Annotated in this window: 17 protein-coding genes; 5 read left to right on the top strand and 12 right to left on the bottom strand. The window is 63.3% G+C overall.

Translation table 11 applies throughout. The annotated features are described in order from the left end of the window. Nucleotide 1: 1 nt before the first annotated feature. Nucleotides 2-925, top strand: a complete 924-nt coding sequence (locus ACSBQQ_RS17555; RefSeq protein WP_033636576.1) for a GlxA family transcriptional regulator — start codon at nucleotides 2-4, stop codon at nucleotides 923-925. Here ACSBQQ_RS17555 and ACSBQQ_RS17550 read toward each other — a convergent pair. Then, nucleotides 920-1,912: an acyltransferase gene (locus tag ACSBQQ_RS17550; RefSeq protein WP_049213612.1), complete on the bottom strand. Its 993-nt coding sequence runs from the start codon at nucleotides 1,910-1,912 to the stop codon at nucleotides 920-922. The two genes, ACSBQQ_RS17555 and ACSBQQ_RS17550, sit on opposite strands and share 6 nt — an antisense overlap. Nucleotides 1,913-2,129: 217 nt before the next feature. Between ACSBQQ_RS17550 and ACSBQQ_RS17545 the strand changes: the two genes are divergently transcribed. Next, entirely contained in the window at nucleotides 2,130-3,377 is a 1,248-nt protein-coding gene (locus tag ACSBQQ_RS17545) for an MFS transporter (protein ID WP_041038165.1), read from the top strand. A gap of 53 nt (nucleotides 3,378-3,430) precedes the next feature. Here ACSBQQ_RS17545 and ACSBQQ_RS17540 read toward each other — a convergent pair whose 3' ends face one another. Further along, nucleotides 3,431-4,057 carry a LysE family translocator gene (locus ACSBQQ_RS17540; RefSeq protein ID WP_047569917.1) on the bottom strand — a complete coding sequence of 209 codons (627 nt, stop codon included), beginning with the start codon at nucleotides 4,055-4,057 and terminating at the stop codon, nucleotides 3,431-3,433. Between the two features lie 121 nt (nucleotides 4,058-4,178). On the opposite strand from ACSBQQ_RS17540, the gene ACSBQQ_RS17535 reads away from it, so the two are divergent. Continuing rightward, nucleotides 4,179-5,090, top strand: a complete 912-nt coding sequence (locus ACSBQQ_RS17535; RefSeq protein WP_033636572.1) for a LysR family transcriptional regulator — start codon at nucleotides 4,179-4,181, stop codon at nucleotides 5,088-5,090. 11 nt (nucleotides 5,091-5,101) lie between these two features. Here ACSBQQ_RS17535 and ACSBQQ_RS17530 read toward each other — a convergent pair whose 3' ends face one another. From ACSBQQ_RS17530 to fdnG, 10 genes are all read right to left on the bottom strand, one after another. Next, nucleotides 5,102-5,377: a type II toxin-antitoxin system RelE/ParE family toxin gene (locus tag ACSBQQ_RS17530; protein ID WP_060429050.1), complete on the bottom strand. Its 276-nt coding sequence runs from the start codon at nucleotides 5,375-5,377 to the stop codon at nucleotides 5,102-5,104. Then, on the bottom strand, nucleotides 5,377-5,637 hold the full coding sequence (locus ACSBQQ_RS17525; RefSeq protein WP_033649526.1) for a CopG family ribbon-helix-helix protein: 261 nt from the start codon (nucleotides 5,635-5,637) through the stop codon (nucleotides 5,377-5,379). The genes ACSBQQ_RS17530 and ACSBQQ_RS17525 overlap by 1 nt, the downstream gene beginning before the upstream one ends. A gap of 82 nt (nucleotides 5,638-5,719) precedes the next feature. Then, nucleotides 5,720-7,561 carry a selenocysteine-specific translation elongation factor gene (selB, locus tag ACSBQQ_RS17520; RefSeq protein WP_060429048.1) on the bottom strand — a complete coding sequence of 614 codons (1,842 nt, stop codon included), beginning with the start codon at nucleotides 7,559-7,561 and terminating at the stop codon, nucleotides 5,720-5,722. Further along, a complete protein-coding gene (gene selA, locus ACSBQQ_RS17515) occupies nucleotides 7,558-8,952 on the bottom strand; it encodes an L-seryl-tRNA(Sec) selenium transferase (protein WP_060429046.1) in 1,395 nt (464 codons plus the stop codon). The genes selB and selA overlap by 4 nt, the downstream gene beginning before the upstream one ends. Before the next feature lie 69 nt (nucleotides 8,953-9,021). After that, the gene (locus tag ACSBQQ_RS17510; protein WP_033649529.1) at nucleotides 9,022-9,627 is read right to left on the bottom strand and encodes a glutathione S-transferase; all 606 of its coding nucleotides are present in this window, start codon (nucleotides 9,625-9,627) and stop codon (nucleotides 9,022-9,024) included. A gap of 40 nt (nucleotides 9,628-9,667) precedes the next feature. Then, nucleotides 9,668-10,318: a DcrB-related protein gene (locus tag ACSBQQ_RS17505; RefSeq protein WP_033636562.1), complete on the bottom strand. Its 651-nt coding sequence runs from the start codon at nucleotides 10,316-10,318 to the stop codon at nucleotides 9,668-9,670. A 114-nt stretch (nucleotides 10,319-10,432) separates the two neighbouring features. Next, nucleotides 10,433-11,362, bottom strand: coding sequence for a formate dehydrogenase accessory protein FdhE (gene fdhE, locus ACSBQQ_RS17500; RefSeq protein WP_033649531.1), 930 nt, complete (start codon nucleotides 11,360-11,362; stop codon nucleotides 10,433-10,435). Beyond that, the gene (gene fdoI, locus ACSBQQ_RS17495; RefSeq protein WP_004934017.1) at nucleotides 11,362-11,997 is read right to left on the bottom strand and encodes a formate dehydrogenase cytochrome b556 subunit; all 636 of its coding nucleotides are present in this window, start codon (nucleotides 11,995-11,997) and stop codon (nucleotides 11,362-11,364) included. Before fdoI ends, fdhE begins: the two co-directional genes overlap by 1 nt. Continuing rightward, nucleotides 11,994-12,896, bottom strand: a complete 903-nt coding sequence (gene fdxH / locus ACSBQQ_RS17490) for a formate dehydrogenase subunit beta (protein WP_033649532.1) — start codon at nucleotides 12,894-12,896, stop codon at nucleotides 11,994-11,996. Before fdxH ends, fdoI begins: the two co-directional genes overlap by 4 nt. A gap of 12 nt (nucleotides 12,897-12,908) precedes the next feature. Next, nucleotides 12,909-15,956: a formate dehydrogenase-N subunit alpha gene (fdnG, locus tag ACSBQQ_RS17485; protein WP_140367573.1), complete on the bottom strand. Its 3,048-nt coding sequence runs from the start codon at nucleotides 15,954-15,956 to the stop codon at nucleotides 12,909-12,911. A 415-nt stretch (nucleotides 15,957-16,371) separates the two neighbouring features. On the opposite strand from fdnG, the gene sodA reads away from it, so the two are divergent. Beyond that, the gene (sodA, locus tag ACSBQQ_RS17480) at nucleotides 16,372-16,992 is read left to right on the top strand and encodes a superoxide dismutase [Mn] (protein WP_004934003.1); all 621 of its coding nucleotides are present in this window, start codon (nucleotides 16,372-16,374) and stop codon (nucleotides 16,990-16,992) included. Nucleotides 16,993-17,118: 126 nt separating this feature from the next. Further along, nucleotides 17,119-19,047, top strand: a complete 1,929-nt coding sequence (locus tag ACSBQQ_RS17475) for a methyl-accepting chemotaxis protein (RefSeq protein WP_047569926.1) — start codon at nucleotides 17,119-17,121, stop codon at nucleotides 19,045-19,047. Nucleotides 19,048-19,115: the final 68 nt, after the last annotated feature.

Raw genomic sequence — 19,115 nt, 5'->3', positions numbered from 1 at the left:
CATGTCGCAGGCCGTCTATTTTCTGCTGTTGCCCAACGTGCTGTCGCTGGACGTCAGCGGCCCGGCGGAAACCCTGCGCCTCGCCGGGCAGTTCAGCCTGCGTTATCTCAGCCCGGCGCCGCAGATCGTCTGCTCCATCGGCATGACGCTGAGCGGCCTGCAGCCGTTGCCCGAACGCTTGGAAGACGGCGCCATTCTGGTGCTGCCGGGCGTCGGCGATTCGCAGCGCTATTTCGCCGGGGAAGAGGCCGAGCAGGCGCGCCGCTGGCTGGCGACGCTGCGGCCCGATCTGCAGCGGCAGCGCATCACCCTGGTGTGCATCTGTTCCGGCGCGCTGCTGGCGGCGCAGGCCGGGCTGCTCGACGGCTATCAGTGCACCACCCACCACGACGTCATCGAACGTATCCGCCGGCAGGCGCCGGCGGCGCAGGTGAAAGAGAACCGTATCTTCGTCGAAGATCGCGGCGTCTACACCAGCGCGGGCATCACCACCGGCATCGATTTGGCGCTGCACCTGGTCCACCGCCACTGCGGCTCCGGCCGGGCGCGCGACGTCGCCCGCGATATGGTGGTCTATTTCCGCCGTGCCGGGGACGATCCGCAGCTGTCGCCCTGGCTGCGCTATCGCAACCACCTGCACCCGGCGGTACACCGCGCGCAGGACGTGATGGCCGCCGAGCCGGAGGCCGACTGGTCGGTGCCGCAGGTGGCGGAGAAGGCGCACGTCAGCAGCCGCCACCTGGCGCGGCTGTTTCGCAACCACGTCGGCATCAGCGTGCGGGAGTATCATGAGCAGCTGCGGTTGGCGGTGGCGCAACAGCGCCTGCAGCAAGGATATGGGTTGGAGAAGGCCGCGCTGGCGGCCGGCTTTTCTTCCGGGCGGCAGCTGCGCCGCGCCCAGCAGCGCCAGCGCTCGCCGCTATGACACCAGCCGGCGGGTATCCAGCCGCTGCAGGCCGACAGACAGCAGCAGGCTGAGCCCCAGCGCCACGCCGAACACCCAGAAGATATCCAGCAGCGGGTGGCCGGTGAAATCCAGGTGCCGGCTGCGCATCACGTTGACGATAAGGGCGTGAAAACCGTAGATCGCCAGCGAATGGCGGGAGAACGCGCTCAACCAGCCGATCGGCTGCGGCAAACAGTTTTTCACCCACACCAGCAGCGCCACCGCCGCCATAAACACCAGCGGGCCGCTGTAGATGTAGTAGGTATCGGCGAAGTTGCCGTTGATGAACAACTGGTGCTTGGTGCCGCGCGCGATCAGCGCCACGCACAGCGCAAATCCCAGCGCCGCCAGCCAGCCCACGGCGCGCCCGCGCGCCTCCATCATGCCAATCGCCCGCCCGGCCAGTGCATACAGCAGGTAGTAGAAGGTATCGCCGTAGATATACAGGTTAACCGGCAGCAGGTGCGCATTGCCGAAGGTCAGCTTGTCGGTATTCGGGTTGGCGATCGCCGCCAACACCACCAGCGCGGCGGCCAGGTAACGGCGCGACACCGGCTTGACGCTGATCAGCGGCGACAGCAGGTAAATCACCGTAATAGCGTAGAAAAACCACAGGTGGTAGAACACCGGCTTTTGCAGGATGGCGCGCAGCGACGGCCAGAAGCCGATCTTGGTGAAGGCCGCGATATAGATCAGCGCGATGGCGCTGTAGAACAGAATGCAGCAGCCGATACGGGTGAAATGCCGCCGGCCGGCGCTCTTTTCACCGAAGAACAGGTAGCCGGAAATCATGAAGAACAGCGGCACCGACACGCGCGACAGCGAGTTCAGCGCGTTGGCGATATCCCAGTTGTGCAGCCCTATCGCCGCGCCGTTGGTGACGTAATAGGTGGTGGCGTGGATCATCACCACCATCATGCACGCTATCGCCCGCAGGTTGTCTATCCAGCCGATTTTCTCGCTCAAACGCTCGCCCGATCTTGTGTCATATTGATATGTTAAGAAGAGGTTATCGGGCACGGCGTTCGGCGACAACCCAAAAGCGAAATATCAGAATGCACTTAAACAACACCTTATGATTGCGAAGGTGAACAATTGGCGGCAAAATAGCCGCCACAACTCGCTCAGTTTGCGCTTCCCGCCCTGGCAGTTCCTTTTTCTCTTTTACTATCAGTACAATAATATGAAAACGACATTACCACCTGCGGCACGTTTGGGCCGACAGGCGCTTTTATTTCCTCTTTGTCTGGTGCTGTTCGAGTTCGCCACTTATATCGGCAACGATATGATTCAGCCGGGCATGCTGGCCGTCGTGGCGGATTTCAACGCTGGCGAAGAGTGGGTGCCCACCTCGATGACCGCCTATCTGGCCGGCGGCATCTTCCTGCAGTGGCTGCTCGGTCCGCTGTCGGATCGCCGCGGCCGCCGCCCGGTGATGCTGGCCGGGGTGGCGTTCTTTATCGTCTCCTGCCTGGCGATCCTGCTGGTCACCACCATCGAACAGTTCATCGCCATGCGTTTCCTGCAGGGCATCGGCCTGTGCTTTATCGGCGCGGTCGGCTACGCCACCATCCAGGAGTCGTTTGAAGAATCGGTGTGCATCAAGATCACCGCACTGATGGCCAACGTGGCGCTGATCGCCCCGCTGCTCGGGCCGCTGGCCGGCGCGGCGCTGATCCACGTCGCGCCGTGGCAGAGCATGTTCGTGCTGTTCGCCGCGCTGGCGGCCATCGCCTTCTACGGCCTGTGGAAAGCGATGCCGGAAACCGCCACGCTGCAGGGCGAGGCGTTTTCCGCCGCCAACCTGTGGCGCGACTACCGCCAGGTGCTGGGCAACCGCCGCTTCCTGTGCGGCGCTTTGGCGATCGGTTTCGCCAGCCTGCCGCTGCTGGCCTGGATCGCCCAGTCACCGGTGATCCTGATCAGCGGTGAGTCGCTGTCGACGCTGGATTACGGCCTGCTGCAAATCCCGGTGTTCGGCGCGCTGATCCTCGGCAACCTGACGCTGGCGCGCCTGACCGGCAAAAACAGCGTGGAGCGCCTGATCAAGCTGGGCGCGGGCCCAATGCTGCTGGGGCTGCTGATCGCCGCGCTGGCGACCCAGTTCTCCAGCCATGCCTACCTGTGGATGACCGCCGGCCTGAGCCTGTACGCCTTCGGCATTGGCCTGGCCAACGCCGGGCTGTACCGCCTGACGCTGTTCTCCAGCAACGTCAGCAAGGGCACGGTGTCGGCCACTATGGGCATGCTGAGCATGATGGTGTTCACCGTCGGCATCGAACTGGCCAAGGTCGCCTACGTCTGGGGCGGCAGCGGGCTGTTCAACCTGTTCAACCTCATCAGCGGCCTGTGCTGGCTGACGCTGGTGGCGCTGTTTATCGGCAAACGCCGCAACGGTGACCCCACGCCGCAGCCGACCGGCGCGGCTTAAACGCCACGATAAACGCCGGTCCGGTTTCCCGACCGGCGTTTTTTTATGCGGCTTCAGCCGAGCAGACCCCACAGCGCATACCCCGCTCCCACCACCGCCACCCCCAACAGCAGCAACGCCGACAGGACAGAGATCGCCCGCCGCGCACGCTGCAGCGCCGTTCCAGACAGCAGGGTGATATAGGCCAGCAAGATGGCGAAGTCCGCCAGCACCCACAGTGCAGTCAACAGCGTCAGGCTGGCGCCGATCGAGGGGGTGACGGCGATAAACTGCGGGAAAAAAGCGACGAAGAAGATAATGTCTTTGGGGTTGGCGATGCCCACCAGAAAACCGGTCAGGATCGCCGAGCGTTTTTGCGGCGGCGCAACGGGCTGCGCATCCGGGGTTCGCGCGGATAAATCCTCATACAGCGAGGCGATCGCCATACGGCCGATAAACAGGCAACCCAGCAGGCCTATCCACTGCAGCAAGCGCATATCCACCGCGAACAGCCCGGTGATAATCAGCGCGGCGATGCCGATCAGCAACAAGGAGGCCCCGTTGCTGCCCAGCGCAGTCAACAGCGCGCGCCGGGCACCAAAGCGCGCCGCGGTGTTGGCCACCATCGCCACCACCGGCCCCGGCGTGGCGATCAGCAAGAAAATGGCGGCGAAATACGCCGCCAGCAACGACAGGTTCATCTTTATTTCACTCACATTCAGTCAGTTGGCGTCGCGCCATTATCCTGCCGCCGCCCCCGCCTTGAAAAAGGAGTAATCCTGTCGTTTACTGTGAATCAGACTCATTATTAGAGACGCCGCGATGGCCAGTTCCCTTCCGCCGCTTTACGCCCTGCGCGCCTTCGAAAGCGCCGCCCGCACCGGCTCGTTCACGCTGGCCGCCGAGGAGCTGCATCTCACCCCGAGCGCCGTCAGCAAGCACATCAAAACGCTGGAGCAGCACTTCGGCTGTCGGCTGTTCCAGCGCAACGGCCCGCGCATCGAGGTCACGCCGCAGGGGAAAATCTTCGCCGCCGAGCTGCAGCAAGGGTTTGGCCGCATCGAGCAAGCGTGCGAGTTGTTCAGAAGCCACCGCGATCTGCTGCGGCTGAAGGCGCCCTCCACGCTGACCCTGCGCTGGCTGCTGGACTGCCTGAGCCGGTTCCGGCAAACGGCGCAGGCGTTCGAGGTGCAGGCAGCCAGCGTCTGGATGGACATCGACAGCGTGGATTTTTTCAGCGAACCCTACGACTGCGCCATCCTGCTCGGCAACGGCCACTTCGGCGCCAACACCGCCGCCGCCAAGCTGTTCGACGAATGGCTGATCCCGATTTGCGCCCCCGCGCTGCTCGCCGACGGGCAGCGCGACCTCGCCGCCTGCCCGCTGATCCACCCTTCGCCCGATCGGCGCGACTGGCGGCGCTGGCTGCAAAAAAGCGGCATCGCGGCCCCGATCGATCTCACGCGCGGCCAGGTATTTGATTCGCTGGAACAGGGCAACACGGCGGCCATCGCCGGGCACGGCGTCTCGATCGGCGATCTGGCGCTGAGCCTGCGGACGATTGAGGAGGGGTTATTGGCGCTGCCCTGTGACGCCGCCGTGCGTACCGGCGACGGTTACTATCTGGTTTGGCCGGAAGAATCGGCGAAGCGGCCGCTGATCGAACGCTTACAGGCGTTTCTGACCGCCCAGACGCCAGACGTCAGCCGGGCCGCCGTCAGATTTATCGGGTAGGGGAATTCGGCCTATAGCTCTTCGCGGGTATGCCAAATACGCAGAACATAAATCGTTGCCGGCTGCACCTGGTAACGTATCTCATAACGGCCGACCAGAATACGCCTCACTTCCTGCGGTAAAAACTCGTCCAGTCTTTCACCCAGGCGAGGATTATCAAGCAACGCTTTAGGCGCGGCGACCAAGGCCTTCACCGAATTCGCTGCCGCAGTACGGTTAGCCAAGGCAAGAAACTCAAACAAACGCGCCAAATCCGATAGCGCCTTACTCGTCCATTTTAACTCCATCAGCGCGGTACCGGCAGCGGATCGTCACTGTCCAGGCTGGCAGCCCAGGCTTCTACCGATTCATGATCGATAACGTTTTGCTGTTCGACATCGGCCAGCGCCGCCAGCGTTAACCGACGGCGCTCTTCCTCTTGCTCGAGCCAGGCGGTGAGGGCTTGCTTCACTATCCATCCCCGTGAGCGTTCAAGTTTGGCGGCCATTTCATCCACCTTTTCAGCCAAAGGCAGCGGGACATGAGCGGTGATGACTTTCGTATTCATCGTCTTGCTCCTCAGTACAATCAATATCAATCAAAGTGATTAAAGCTGATTATACCGCCATCAGAGAACAAAAAACACGCAATCAGTTGCCGAACAACCCGCCGTCGCGCAGCAGATGCTCGTTACCCTTGCGGCGGGTAAAGCCGCTGCGATCGAAGAACTCCAGCACCTGGATCGCCAGCTTGCGCCCGACGCCGAGCCGATCGCGGAAGTCGGCGGCGTTGGCGCCGCCCCGCTCAGCATCCAGCTCGCGGATCAGCGCCGCGAACTGATCGATGCGTCGGCTGAGGTAATAGCGATCCACCACCACCGCTGTCACATGGCCCAGCTGGGCCGCCTTGCGCAGCAGCGCCCGCACCCGACTCTCCTCTTCGCCCAACTCGCTCGCCAGATCGCGCACCCACCACGGCTCGTCGCCGAACAGCGGTTCGATGCGCGCCCACAGCGGCGCCTCTTCGGCGCTGAACGCCAGACCGTGTTCCGGCAGGTGCAGCCAGCCGCGCGTATTGCGCAGTGCGCCGGCCTTCAGCAGCCGATCGATCATCATAAACACCAGCGTTTCCGGCTGCTGGGGCAGGGCCATGCGCCGCAGACGGGCGCGCCCTAAGCCCAGTTGATCGGCGTGCTGTTGGTGGTACTCCGCCAGCACCTGCAACAGCCGGCTCTCCGCCTGTTGCACCTGATCCTGCGCCAGCGCCCGATCACCGACGATCAGCAGATCGCGGTTCGCCAGCAGTGCCGCCAGGCCGTCGTCGGTCAACTGACGCGCCCAGGCGAACGCCGTCAGAGACAGCGCGCCGTGTGGCAGCTCAAGCGTCAGCACCTGCGCATCGTCCTGCGCGTTCGCCAGGGCCTGCAGCCATGCCAGGTAGTCCGGCTGGCGCTTGCGGCGCTTGGGCGCGCTCAGCCTGAGCACCCGGGCCGCGCCCAGCGTTTGCCGTGCGCCGATATCGCGCAGCACCAGCCGATCGTTCTCCGCCAGCCACAGCGGGCGATCGAGGATCAGTTCCGCCAGCCCGTCGTTCAGCAGCGAAATGCGCCCGGTGATGTGGCTGGCGGCATGGTGCAGATGCAGCGGCTGCCAATGGCGGATCGGCCGATCCGCTTCCAGCGCCACCAGAATGCGTTCCGCCGCCTCAGGCGGACGCTGCGCCAGCAGCCAGTCGCCGCGCGCGACACGGTCTTTATCGACATCGCCGCTGATGTTCAACGCGATGCGTTGCCCGGCCTGGGCCTGTTCCACGGCCTGATTTTGGGCGTGCAGGCCGCGCACCCGCACCGGCGCGTCGGCGCCGGTCAGCCACAGCGTATCTCCCGCCTGCACCCGGCCACCGAGCGCGGTGCCGGTCACCACCAGCCCCGCCCCTTTGACGCTGAACGCACGGTCAACCGCCAGGCGAAAACGGCGCGTCAGCGCGTGCTCGCCGGAGGGCAGCGCCAGCAAATGCGCGCGCAGCGCCTCGATACCCTCTCCCGCCGCCGCCGCGGTAACAAACAGCGGTGCATCGGGCCAGCCCTGGCGCGCCAGTTCGTCGCGCACCTGGCGGCGTACCTCGCCGACACGCGCCGCGTCCACCCGGTCGGCCTTGGTCAGCGCCACCGTCAGCGCCGGGCGCCCGCTCAGGCGCAGGATCGCCAGATGTTCGCGGGTTTGCGCCATCACGCCGTCGTCGCAGGCCACCACCAGCAACGCATGGTCGATGCCGCCGACGCCCGCCAGCATGTTGGCGAGGAATTTCTCGTGGCCGGGCACGTCGATAAAGCCCAGCACCCGGCCGTCCGGCTGCGGCCAGTAGGCGTAACCCAGATCGATGGTCATACCGCGGCGCTTCTCTTCCGGCAGGCGATCCGCGTTGATCCCGGAGATCGCCTGCAGCAGGGTGGTTTTGCCATGATCGACATGGCCGGCGGTGGCGATGATCATGAGGCGCTCAGCGCGTCGATCAGCGCCCCTTCCTGTTCCAGACAGCGCAGATCCAGCCACAGCCGGCCGTCACCGAGGCGGCCGATCACCGGCTGCGGCAGGCGGCGCCAGCGTTCGGCCAACGCTTCCAGCGTGGCGCCGCGGCCGTCGCGCGGCGTGAAGGTCAGCGCATAGCTTGGCAGGCGATCCACCGGCAGCGAACCGCTGCCAATTTGCGACCAGCACGGTTCGACGCGCAGCTCGAAATCGGCGGTGAACCGCGGTGCCAGCGCCGCCAGCAGCCGTTCGGCCGCCTGTTGCATCTCCTGCTGCGGGCGGGTCAGCAGCCGCAGCGTCGGCAGCTGCTCAGCCAGTTTTTCCGGCTGCAGATAGAGCCGCAGCGTGGCCTCCAGGGCCGCCAGCGTCAGCTTGCCGACGCGCAGCGCGCGCTTGAGCGGATGCTGCTGCAGGCGGGCGATCAACGCCTTTTTGCCGACGATGATCCCGGCCTGCGGGCCGCCCAGCAGCTTATCGCCGGAGAACGTCACCAAGTCGACGCCGGCGGCCAGCAGCCGCTGCGGCATCGGTTCGGCGGGCAGGCCGTACTGCGCCATGTCGATCAGCGAGCCGCTGCCCAGATCGGTGGCGGTCGGCACGCCCTGTTCGGCTCCGAGCTGCGCCAGTTCAGCCTCGTCGACCGCCGCGGTAAAGCCCTGAATGCTGTAGTTGCTGGTGTGCACTTTCATCAACAGGCCGGTCTGCTCGTTGATAGCCTGGCGGTAATCTTTCAGATGGGTGCGGTTGGTGGTGCCGACCTCCACCAGTTGGCAGCCGGCCTGGCGCATCACGTCGGGTATGCGGAATGCGCCGCCGATCTCCACCAGCTCGCCGCGCGACACCACCACCTCTTTACCGGGGGCGATCGCCGCCAGCATCAGCAGCACCGCCGCCGCGTTGTTATTGACAATGCAGGCGTCCTCCGCGCCGGTCAGCCGGCACAGCAGATCCGCCACCGCCCGATCGCGATGGCCGCGCCCGGCGCCGTCCAGATCGTACTCCAGCGTCACCGCCTCCCCCATCACCGCGCTCACCGCCTCCTTCACCGGCTGCGCCAGCAGGGCGCGCCCGAGGTTGGTGTGCAGCACGGTGCCGCTGAGGTTGAACACCGGCAGCAAAGCCGGGCGTTGCTGCCGGGCCAGCTCGGCCCGCAGCGCCTGCGGCCAGTCGCCGCACCAGGCGGGTAAACGTTGCTGTTGCCCGATCGCGTCGCGCGCCTGGGCCTGCAGCCGGCGCAGCAGTTCGCCGATCAGCGTCTGGCCATGCTGCGCCACCAGCGGTTCAATCGCGGGTTCTCGCAGCAGGCGGTCGATGGCGGGCAGTTGGCTGTAAAGAAGGTGGGATTCAGTGCTCATGGTCGCTCGGTTTTCAATTTAGACGTATCGGCATAGCAAAACCCCGCCGCGGCGGGGAGAAAAGAACGCTCAGGGCGGCGCGGTGCGGGCGAAGCTTTCACGGGCGAACAGGCGTTCGGCCAGCTTGACCAGCGCCGGGCGCCCGACGCACCAGTTGGGCAGAATGCGGCGGAAATTGAGGTAGCCCAGCGCGCAGCCGGTGGCGATATCCGCCAGCGTCAGCCGCTCGGCATTGAGCCACGTTTTGTCCCGCGCCAGCGCCTCCAGCGCATCCAACCCGTGCGTCAGTTTGTCACGCTGGCGCAGCATCCAGTTTTCGTCCTGTTTTTCCGGCGCGCGCCGGCTTTCGCGAAACAGGGTCGCCGCCGCTTCGGTCACGCCGTCCGCCAGCGCCGCCACCTGGCGGACGCGCAGTGCGGCGGCGCGATCGGCCGGCAAAAACGCCGGCTCCACCGTCAGCAGTTCGAGGTATTCGGCCACCACCGGCGAATCGTAAAACACCTCGCCGTCATCGGCGATCAGCACCGGCACCTTGCCGAGCGGGTTAAGCTCCTTCACCCGGCTGCCGGGCTCATACGGCGGATCGTTGACGAATTCGAACGCGATCCCTTTTTCCAGCAGCATTACGGAAATCTTGCGCACAAAGGGGCTGGTGTAACTGCCGATAAGCTTCATCCGGTCTCCTCCGCTTCGTCCTGGCCGCGGCGCGGCGCCCTTACTTCACCGCCAGGGTATCGATAATCCGCTGCACCAGCGCCTGATGCACTTCCGGCGTTTTGGCCGGCGACAGCATTTGCAGCGTCACCACCCGCTTGTTGAACACCGTCAACACCAGCGTGGAGACCACCTTTTGCCCGTTGACGGTCTGCTCGGTATCCACCCGGCGAAACTTCTGTTTGCCGACGCTGAAGTTCTCTTCTTTGGTGGTCTGGATATTCTGATAGCGCTCGGCCAGCACCGTGATGGCGCTCTGCGCCAGCTCTTTCAGCATTTTGTCGCTGGTGTTGAGCTTCATGCCGTCCGGCGGGATCACTTCGGAAGAGACCGCGCTCTGGCGCGACTTGCCGTCGAGAAAGCGCTGAATGGTGGAGGTGCTGTCGTTGATGATGCCGCTGTTCAGCGTTTGATCGCTAAAGCCCGGCGGCAGCTCGAAGGTGATTTTGCCCTTCTGCAGCGACACGTTCAGCCCCGGCGGCGCGGGCGGGGTTTCTACCGGCGCAGGCGGCGGCGGTGGCGCGGGCTGCGTCACGGTCGGCTTGGTGTCCGGTGGCGGCACCGCCGGTTTGGTGTCGTCTTTGTTGTCGCAGGCCGCCAGTCCGACCGCCAGCACGGCGACCGCGGTCAGTTTTGCCAGGGTGTTTAACATCGTGGTTCCTTTCGCTTGGCGCGTTATGGCCTAAACGTAGCAACTCGTCCGGGCGAATGCCAGAAGCCCGTGCTGAAATTGCTGGTCCGGCCCCGCGCGAACGGGGCCGGGCGGTTACTCCGCCGGGAACAGGAACGGATTGATGCTGCTGCGGCCGAAGCCTTCTTCTTCCATGCGGGCGTCCAGCACCAGCGAAGCCAGATCGTCGGCCACCGCTTCGACCTGCGGGTCTTTTTCCTGATACAGGATCTTCAGGTAAGTGCCGCAGTCGCCGCAGCTTTCCGCCTTCACCGCCGCCTGCTCGCTGTCCAGCGACCAGTAGTTGAGATCGCGGGTCTGCTCGCAGTTGCTGCACTTCACCCGCACCACGTGCCATTCGCTTTCGCACAGGTTGCAGTGCAGGTAGCGCAGGCCGTTGACGGTGCCGATGTGCACCATGCTGGAGACCGGGATGCTGCCGCACACCGGGCAGAACTGGCGCTGCTCGCCGTATTCGGCGCGCGCCTTGCCGGGGATCAGGCTGGCCATCTGCGCCCAATAGAGCGACAGCGCGGCCCAGAGGAACGGCGCCTTCTCGCTGCCCACCTTGCCGAACTCGCGGTTGAGCAAGGCGTCGGCCATCAGCTCCAGCTCATGCGCCGAGGCTTTCTCCAGGTTGTCCAGCACCGCCAGGATATGCTCCGGCGCCTGCGGGCGCAGCTCGGCGATCAGCGACGCCAGCAGCTTGCGCCAGTGCTCGCTGCGCGGGAACACGCTCAGATCGAGCGGCGGTTTGCCGCTGGCGGCACCCTGCGCCAGCGCTTCGCTCAGATCGAGCTGCAGCGGATTATCGTGCAGCGCATGCTGCTGCGCCTGCGCCAGCTCGGCGGCGAAGTTCAGATAGTCGCCCAGCGGATTGTCGACAGCCAGCTGACGCAGGCGATCGGCGCGGCGGCTGTACAGGCTTTTCAGGTTGGCGAAAAGTAACGGCGGGATGTTCTCCGCCGTTGAGGACTTCTCACGCTGTGCCCCTAACTGCTCTTTAGGAACGATGCGGATACTCATCAGGGTTTATCTTCCTGTCGTTTCTCGCGGACCTCACGGTACCAGCGCGGATGATGTTTCTTGGCCCAGGCCGCCGGCACCCAGCCTTCCACCATCGCGGTAATGGTGCCTTTTACCCACAATGCGGCGTAAATGTGCACCATAATCACGATAATCAGGCCGACCGCGGCCAGCGAATGCACCAGCAGCGCGATGCGGATCAGCGGGATGGAGAACGACGGCGCAAAATACGGCCGCCAGATCACCACGCCGCTGGCCAGCAGCAGCACCAGGCTGATAATCGCCGCCCAGAACACGCACTTCTGGCCGAAATTATAGCGCCCGGTGTCACCCACTTCCTCGTTCATGGCGATTTTGTGGATGTTCTTGGCCCAGACGATATCTTCCCGGTTGATCAGGTTATGCTTCCAGTAGCGCAGGAACATCAGCAGGAACGCGGCAAACATGATCACCCCGACAAACGGGTGCAGAATGCGCGCCAGCTGCGGCGTCCCGAAGATGTTCATCAGCCAGTTGAAGGAGGGGAAGAAGAACCCCAGCCCGCTGATGGCGGCGAACACAAAGCAGAACGCCACGATCCAGTGGTTGATGCGCTCCGGTGCGCTGTAACGCTGAATGGGCTTTTCCTTTCTCATTTGCGCGTCTCCTCGTCGTGCGACTCGTCGTGCTCGTCCTCATCGTCGACGCGGTTAGGCCCGACGCCGACATAGTGGAACACGCTGGCCGCGAAGGTGGCGGCAAAGCCGATGGCCGCCAGGGGTTTCCACACGCCCTTCCAGAAGGTCACCGCCGGGCTGATGCTCGGGTTGTCCGGCAAACCGTGGTACAGCTGCGGTTTGTCGGCGTGGTGCAGCACGTACATCACGTGCGTGCCGCCCACCCCCGCCGGATCGTACAGACCGGCGTTCTGGTAGCCGCGAGTGTTCAGCTCGCTGACGCGATCCGCCGCCACCTGCTTCATCGCTTCCTTGGTGCCGAAGTGAATGGCGCCGGTCGGGCAGGTTTTCACGCAGGCCGGTTCCTGGCCGACGTCCACGCGGTCGACGCACAGGGTGCACTTGTACACCCGGTTGTCGTCCTTGTTCATGCGCGGCACGTCGAACGGGCAGCCGGCGATGCAGTAGCCGCAGCCGATGCAGTGCTCGGACTGGAAGTCGACGATGCCGTTGGCGTACTGAATGATCGCGCCTTCCGACGGGCAGGCCTTCAGGCAGCCCGGATCGGCGCAGTGCATGCAGCCATCCTTGCGGATCAGCCATTCCAGCTTGCCGTTTTCCTCCACCTCGGAGAAGCGCATCACCGTCCACGACTTGGCGGTCAGATCGGCGGGGTTATCGTACACCCCGACGTTGTGCCCCACTTCGTCGCGGATGTCGTTCCATTCGGAACAGGCCACCTGACAGGCCTTGCAGCCGATACAGGTGGTGACATCGATCAGTTTGGCCACTTCTTCCTGGTGGTCACGGGCGCGCGGCGCCGGCGTGAAACCATTGGTGGCGGATTTACGAATGATGTCTTGAGATTGCATGGCCATAATTCGTCTCCGTTACACCTTTTCCACGTTGACCAGGAACGCCTTGAACTCCGGCGTTTGCGTATTGGCGTCGCCGACGAACGGCGTCAGCGTGTTGGCGATAAAGCCTTTCTTCGCCACCCCTTCGTAACCCCAGTGGATCGGGATGCCGATGGTGTCGACTTCCTGGCCGTGCACCTGCAGCGTGCGAATACGCTTGGTCACCACCGCCTTGGCCTTGATGTAGCCGCGGTTGGAGCTGACCTTCACGGTATCGCCGTGCTTGATGCCTTTTTTCTCCGCCAGCTTTTCGCCGATCTCCACAAACTGCTCAGGCTGCGCGATGGCGTTCAGCAAAGCGTGCTTGGTCCAGTAGTGGAAGTGCTCGGTCAGACGATAGGTGGTGCCGACGTACGGGAACTTATCGGATTTGCCCATCGCCGCCAGATCGTCCTTGAACACGCGCGCCGCCGGGTTGGACACCACGTTCGGGTGCAGCGGGTTGGTGCCGAGCGGCGTTTCGAACGGCTCGTAGTGTTCAGGGAACGGCCCTTCCGCCATCTTGTCGGTGGCGAACAGGCGGCCCATGCCTTCCGGCTGCATGATGAACGGCCCGACGTCGCTGCCCGGCGCGGCGGTGCTGTAGTCCGGGATATCGGCCCCGACCCACTTGGCGCCGTCCCACTCCAGCAGCTGGCGTTTCGGATCCCACGGTTTACCCTGCGGATCCGCCGAGGCGCGGTTATACAGGATGCGGCGGTTGAGCGGCCATGCCCAGGCCCAGCCCAGCGTATTGCCGAGGCCGGACGGATCGGCGTTGTCGCGCCGCGCCATCTGGTTGCCGGCCGGCGTCCAGCTGCCGGCGAAGATCCAGCAGCCGCTGGCGGTGGTGCCGTCGTCGCGCAGCTGCGCGAACGAGCTGAGCAGCTCGCCTTTTTTCACCAGCACCTTGCCGTCGGCATCCAGCAGATCCGCCAGCGCCTTGCCGTTGTTTTCCTGCGCCACCTCTTCCGGCGCCGGGTTGCCCGGCGTCAGGTAGTCCCAGGTCATGTTCAGCACCTGTTCCGGCACCGCACCGCCGTCGCGCGCATACATCTCGCGCAGGCGGCTGAAGATGCCCGCCAGGATCTCGCCGTCGTTCAGCGCTTCGCCCGGGGCGTCCGCGCCTTTCCAGTGCCACTGCAGCCAGCGGCCGGAGTTGACGATCGAGCCGTTCTCTTCGGCGAAGCAGGTGGATGGCAGGCGGAACACTTCGGTCTGGATCTGCGCAGGATCCACCTCGTTGAACTCGCCGTGGTTCTGCCAGAAGTTGGAGGTCTCGGTGTTCAACGGATCGATGGTCACCAGGAACTTCAGCTTGGACAGCGAAGCCACCACCTTGTTTTTGTTCGGGAACGACGCCACCGGGTTAAAGCCCTGGCAGAAGTAGCCGTTGACCTTGCCCTGCGCCATCATCTCGAAGTACTGCAGCACGTCGTAGCCTTTGTCCCACTTCGGCAACCAGTCAAAGCCCCAGCTGTTGTCCTTCTGCGCCTTGTCGCCGTAGAAGGTCTTCATCATGCTGACGAAGAATTTCGGGTAGTTGCCCCAGTAGTTAACCTGGCCCGGCAGCAGCGCCTTCGGCGTGTTGGCCTTCAGGTAGGTGTCGAGATCGGTCTGTTTCTCCGACGGCAGCGTCAGGTAGCCCGGCAGGCTCTGCGACAGCAGGCCGAGATCGGTCAGACCCTGAATGTTGGAGTGGCCACGCAGCGCGTTGACGCCGCCGCCCGCCATGCCCATGTTGCCGAGCAGCAGTTGGATCATCGCCATGGTGCGGATGTTCTGCGCGCCGACCGAGTGCTGAGTCCAGCCCAGGGCGTACAGGAACGAAGCGGTTTTATCCGCGACGCAGGTTTCGGCGATGTATTCGCACACCTTGAGGAAATCGTCCTTCGGCGTGCCGCAGATGTTGGTCACCACGTCAGGCGTGTAGCGGCTCACGTGCTGTTTCAGCATGTTCCACACGCAGCGCGGATCCTGCAGCGTGACGTCGCGCTTGGCGAAGCCGTTCTCGTCGAACTGGTAGTTCCAGGTGGTTTTGTCGTACTTGCGGTTTTCCGCGTCGTAGCCGCTGAACAAGCCGTCTTCGAAGGCAAAATCTTCCCGCACCAGCAGGCTGGCGTTGGTGTAGGCCTCGACGTACTCGCGGTTGAACTTGTTGTTGGTCATCAGATACAGCAACACGCCCGACAGGAAAGCGATGTCGGTCCCGGAGCGGATCGGCGTGTAGAAGTCCGCCACCGATGCGGTTCGGGTAAAGCGCGGATCGATCACGATCAGCTTGGCATTGTTGTGTATTTTGGCTTCCATCGCCCAGCGGAACCCCACCGGATGCGCTTCCGCCGCATTACCGCCCATGACGATAATCAAATTCGCGTTCTTGATATCAACCCAGTGGTTGGTCATCGCACCGCGACCAAATGTTGGAGCAAGACTTGCTACCGTTGGTCCGTGTCAGACACGCGCCTGGTTGTCTACGGCAAGCATGCCGAGAGCGCGACTAAATTTTTGCGACAGAAAACCGGTTTCGTTGCTGGCGGCCGAGGCGCACAGCATGCCGGTGGTCAGCCAACGGTTGACGGTAACGCCCTGATCGTTGGTTTTGATGAAGTTGGCGTCGCGGTCTTCTTTCACCAGCTTGGCGATGCGGGTAAAGGCGTCGTCCCAGCTGATGCGTTGCCATTTGTCCGATCCTGGCGCCCGGTATTCCGGGTACTTGAGGCGGCTTTCGCTGTGGATGAAGTCAACCAGGCCGGCGCCTTTCGGGCAAAGCGCGCCGCGGTTTACCGGATGATCCGGATCCCCTTCGATATGGAAAATGCTTTCTTTGGCGTTTTTGGCGCCATCACCAAGGCTGTACATCAACAGCCCACAGCCGACGGAACAATACGTACAGGTATTACGGGTCTCGCGGGCGCGCAGCAGTTTGTACTGCCGGGTTTCCGCCAACGCCACTTCGGGGGCAAAGCCCAGCGCGGCCACCGTCGTTCCTGCCATACCGCCAGCGCAGATCTTAAAGAACTGCCTTCTGCTGACCTGCATGGGGGTCTCCTTTACTCTCGATTGTCACATTGTTCAAAGGCGCCTGCCCGCTAGCGCGGCAAACGCGAATGTCACTGTTGTTATGCTTGCTACGAACGCCGGCCATATTACCACAGCGTGCTTGTGGTTGTTACACACTCGTGCTCATTCAGTGAACGCTTTGGCACATTTCGATACATTTCGGCGTTGGCGCTCCCTACAGTATAGAGAGTAACCCGCGCGCCGGGGCGACGGCTTCACGCAGCCATCCGCCCCTTCTTCTATCAGTAGGTTAGCGCAGCGATTTGATCGTTAACCACACAGTTCACAGGGCATTGATAATCATTTTCAATATCATTTAATTAACTATAATGATCCGACTGCTTACGCGGTGCTCACGCTTTGCGCCGCCCATACACCACTGGAGATGATGATTATGAGTTATTCACTGCCATCCCTGCCGTACGCTTACGACGCACTGGAACCGCATTTCGACAAGCAGACGATGGAAATCCATCACACCAAACACCATCAGACCTACGTCAACAACGCCAACACCGTGCTGGAAGCCTACCCTGAGCTGGCCAAATACAGCGTTGAAGAGCTGATCCAGGATCTGGATAAAGTGCCTGCCGACAAACGCACCTTCATGCGCAACAACGCCGGCGGCCACGCCAACCACAGCTTCTTCTGGAAAAACCTGAAAACCGGCACCACGCTGGGCGGCGATCTGAAAGCGGCCATCGAGCGCGATTTCGGCAGCGTTGAGAAATTCCAGGAAGAGTTCGAGAAAGCCGCTGCCACCCGCTTCGGTTCCGGTTGGGCCTGGCTGGTGCTGAAAGACGGCAAACTGGCCGTGGTGTCTACCGCTAACCAGGACAGCCCGCTGATGGGCGAAGCGGTCGCCGGCGCTTCCGGTTTCCCAATCATCGGCCTGGACGTGTGGGAACACGCTTACTACCTGAAATATCAGAACAAACGTCCTGACTACATCAAGGCGTTCTGGAACGTGGTCAACTGGGATGAAGCCGCCGCACGCTTCGCCGCGAAGAAGTAATTCGCCCCCGTTGATGAAGATGCCCGCCACCGGCGGGTATTTTTTTGCCTGAAATCCGCTAAAGTTTGACCACGTCTTGCCGATGGTTTGTTCAATTGACGTTCGCCCGGAGAAGGAAAAAACGCTATGGCGGCATTGCAAGCATTGGCAGGAAAGTTCACTCATCTCACCGTAGGTAAAAAGCTCGGTCTCGGCTTCGCACTGTTGCTGCTGTTGGCGGTCATCATCGCCGGCACCGGGGCGCAATATCTGCATATCATCGAATCACGCGCCGATCGCATCGACTTCAGCAACCGGCTGAACGAAGAGATCAACCAGGCCAAATACAACCGCGCCATGTACGGCCAGACCTACCGGCCGGAGTATATTCAGAACAACCGCGCCAATATTGAAAACGCCGTCAAACTGATAGACCACGGGCAGGCGCTGGACTGGGACGCCCAAAGCCGCAAGGATCTGCAGCGTCTGGTGACGCTGATCGGGGAATATCAGCAGCAGCAAAAAGAGTTTGAACAGGCGGTCACGGCGAAAGACGCGGTGCGCCAGAGCTGGAACATGTCGGAAGTGCAGGCCAGCCTGAGCCAGGTGGAGCGCCAGCTGACCAACGGCGATCTGCAGTTGGCCTTCATCCAGCTGAACCAGAAGCTGACCCAGGTGCGCTACGGCGCGCGCGGCCTGCTGCTGAGCCTGAACAAGGAAACCGAAGCCCCGCTGATGGCGGCCATCGACGATGCGCGCGACGCGGCCAGTGCCTTGAGCCGCCGGGTCAGCGACGCGCAGCGCCCGCAGCTGCAACCGCTGCTGGCCGCGCTGGACGATTACAAAAACCGCATCGCGGCCTACCTGCCTGCCTATGAGCACGAGCAGCAGATCAGCCGGCGGCTCGGCGAACGCGCGCAGGCGATCGGCATGCTGGTGAACGCCTTTATGCAGGACGAGCTGGCGCAGACCCACAATGATATCAATCTGGCGCAGCTGCAGATGGGCATCACCACGCTGATCGCCATCATCGCCGGGGTGCTTATCGCCTGGCGCATCACCCTGCAGATCACCCGTCCGCTGCACAGCACGCTGGCCATGGCGGAACGCATCGCCAGCGGCGACCTGCGCCAGGCGCAGACCAGCACCCGGCGCGACGAGCTGGGGCAGCTGCTGAACGCGGTGGCGGCGATGAGCCAAAACCTGCGCACCATGATTGAGAAGATCCAGATGGGGGTCAGCCAGGTCTCCACCGCCTCGGCGGAAATTGCCGCCGGCAACACCGACCTCTCCTCACGCACCGAACAGCAGGCGGCGGCGGTCGAGGAAACCGCCGCCAGCATGGAACAGCTGACCGCCACGGTGAAACAGAACGCCGACAACGCCCATCACGCCAATCAGCTGGCCACCGACGCCTCGCAGACCGCGCAGCAGGGCGGCAAGCTGGTGGAAAACGTGGTCAGCACCATGCGCGATATTTCCAGCAGTTCGCAGCGCATCGCCGAAATTACCACCCTGATCAACGGTATTGCCTTCCAAACCAATATCCTGGCGCTCAACGCCGCGGTGGAAGCGGCGCGCGCCGGCGAACAGGGCCGCGGCTTCTCGGTGGTCGCCAGCGAAGTGCGCAGCCTGGCGAGCCGCAGCGCCCAGGCGGCCAAGGAGATCGAAGGGCTGATCGCCGAATCGGTCAGCCGGGTGAAAACCGGCACCGAACTGGTGGAAAGCACCGGCAACACCATGGAACAGATCGTCCGCTCGGTCACCCACGTGCGCGACATCATGGCTGAAATCGCCGCCGCTTCCGATGAGCAGACGCGTGGCATCGCCCAGATTGGCCAGGCGATCGTCGAGATGGACCACACCACCCAGCAGAACGCCGCGCTGGTGGAAGAGTCCGCCGCCGCCGCCGATTCGCTGGAAGAACAGGCCGACATGCTGCTGCAGAGCGTCTCGGTGTTCCGTTTGGCGGAGCAGACCGAACCCGCCGCCGTGAAAGCCGCCGCGCCGAAAGCGCCGGCGGTAAAACCCGCGGCCGCCAACGCCGCAGCGGAAGAGAACTGGACCACCTTCTGACGCCCCGCCGCCCGCCCGAGGATTTTCGGGCGGGTTGTTATGTCCCCCCGGCGCAACTCAGGCTATGC

This window comes from Serratia sp. G204Y (assembly GCF_051172435.1).
GTDB lineage: Bacteria > Pseudomonadota > Gammaproteobacteria > Enterobacterales > Enterobacteriaceae > Serratia > Serratia sarumanii.
Note: the sequence above shows the minus strand (reverse complement) of the source record. Positions and strands in the feature narration are given on the sequence as shown.

Bases quoted from the DNA above. Each gene is read 5' to 3' on its own strand.
- fdxH (WP_033649532.1), bottom strand. From the start codon at position 12,896: ATGGCCATGCAATCTCAAGACATCATTCGTAAATCCGCCACCAATGGT.
- ACSBQQ_RS17475 (WP_047569926.1), top strand. From the start codon at position 17,119: ATGGCGGCATTGCAAGCATTGGCAGGAAAGTTCACTCATCTCACCGTA.
- fdoI (WP_004934017.1), bottom strand. From the start codon at position 11,997: ATGAGAAAGGAAAAGCCCATTCAGCGTTACAGCGCACCGGAGCGCATC.
- ACSBQQ_RS17545 (WP_041038165.1), top strand. From the start codon at position 2,130: ATGAAAACGACATTACCACCTGCGGCACGTTTGGGCCGACAGGCGCTT.
- ACSBQQ_RS17510 (WP_033649529.1), bottom strand. From the start codon at position 9,627: ATGAAGCTTATCGGCAGTTACACCAGCCCCTTTGTGCGCAAGATTTCC.
- selB (WP_060429048.1), bottom strand. From the start codon at position 7,561: ATGATCATCGCCACCGCCGGCCATGTCGATCATGGCAAAACCACCCTG.
- ACSBQQ_RS17540 (WP_047569917.1), bottom strand. From the start codon at position 4,057: ATGAACCTGTCGTTGCTGGCGGCGTATTTCGCCGCCATTTTCTTGCTG.
- ACSBQQ_RS17530 (WP_060429050.1), bottom strand. From the start codon at position 5,377: ATGGAGTTAAAATGGACGAGTAAGGCGCTATCGGATTTGGCGCGTTTG.
- sodA (WP_004934003.1), top strand. From the start codon at position 16,372: ATGAGTTATTCACTGCCATCCCTGCCGTACGCTTACGACGCACTGGAA.
- ACSBQQ_RS17525 (WP_033649526.1), bottom strand. From the start codon at position 5,637: ATGAATACGAAAGTCATCACCGCTCATGTCCCGCTGCCTTTGGCTGAA.
- ACSBQQ_RS17505 (WP_033636562.1), bottom strand. From the start codon at position 10,318: ATGTTAAACACCCTGGCAAAACTGACCGCGGTCGCCGTGCTGGCGGTC.
- fdhE (WP_033649531.1), bottom strand. From the start codon at position 11,362: ATGAGTATCCGCATCGTTCCTAAAGAGCAGTTAGGGGCACAGCGTGAG.
- ACSBQQ_RS17555 (WP_033636576.1), top strand. From the start codon at position 2: ATGTCGCAGGCCGTCTATTTTCTGCTGTTGCCCAACGTGCTGTCGCTG.
- selA (WP_060429046.1), bottom strand. From the start codon at position 8,952: ATGAGCACTGAATCCCACCTTCTTTACAGCCAACTGCCCGCCATCGAC.
- ACSBQQ_RS17535 (WP_033636572.1), top strand. From the start codon at position 4,179: ATGGCCAGTTCCCTTCCGCCGCTTTACGCCCTGCGCGCCTTCGAAAGC.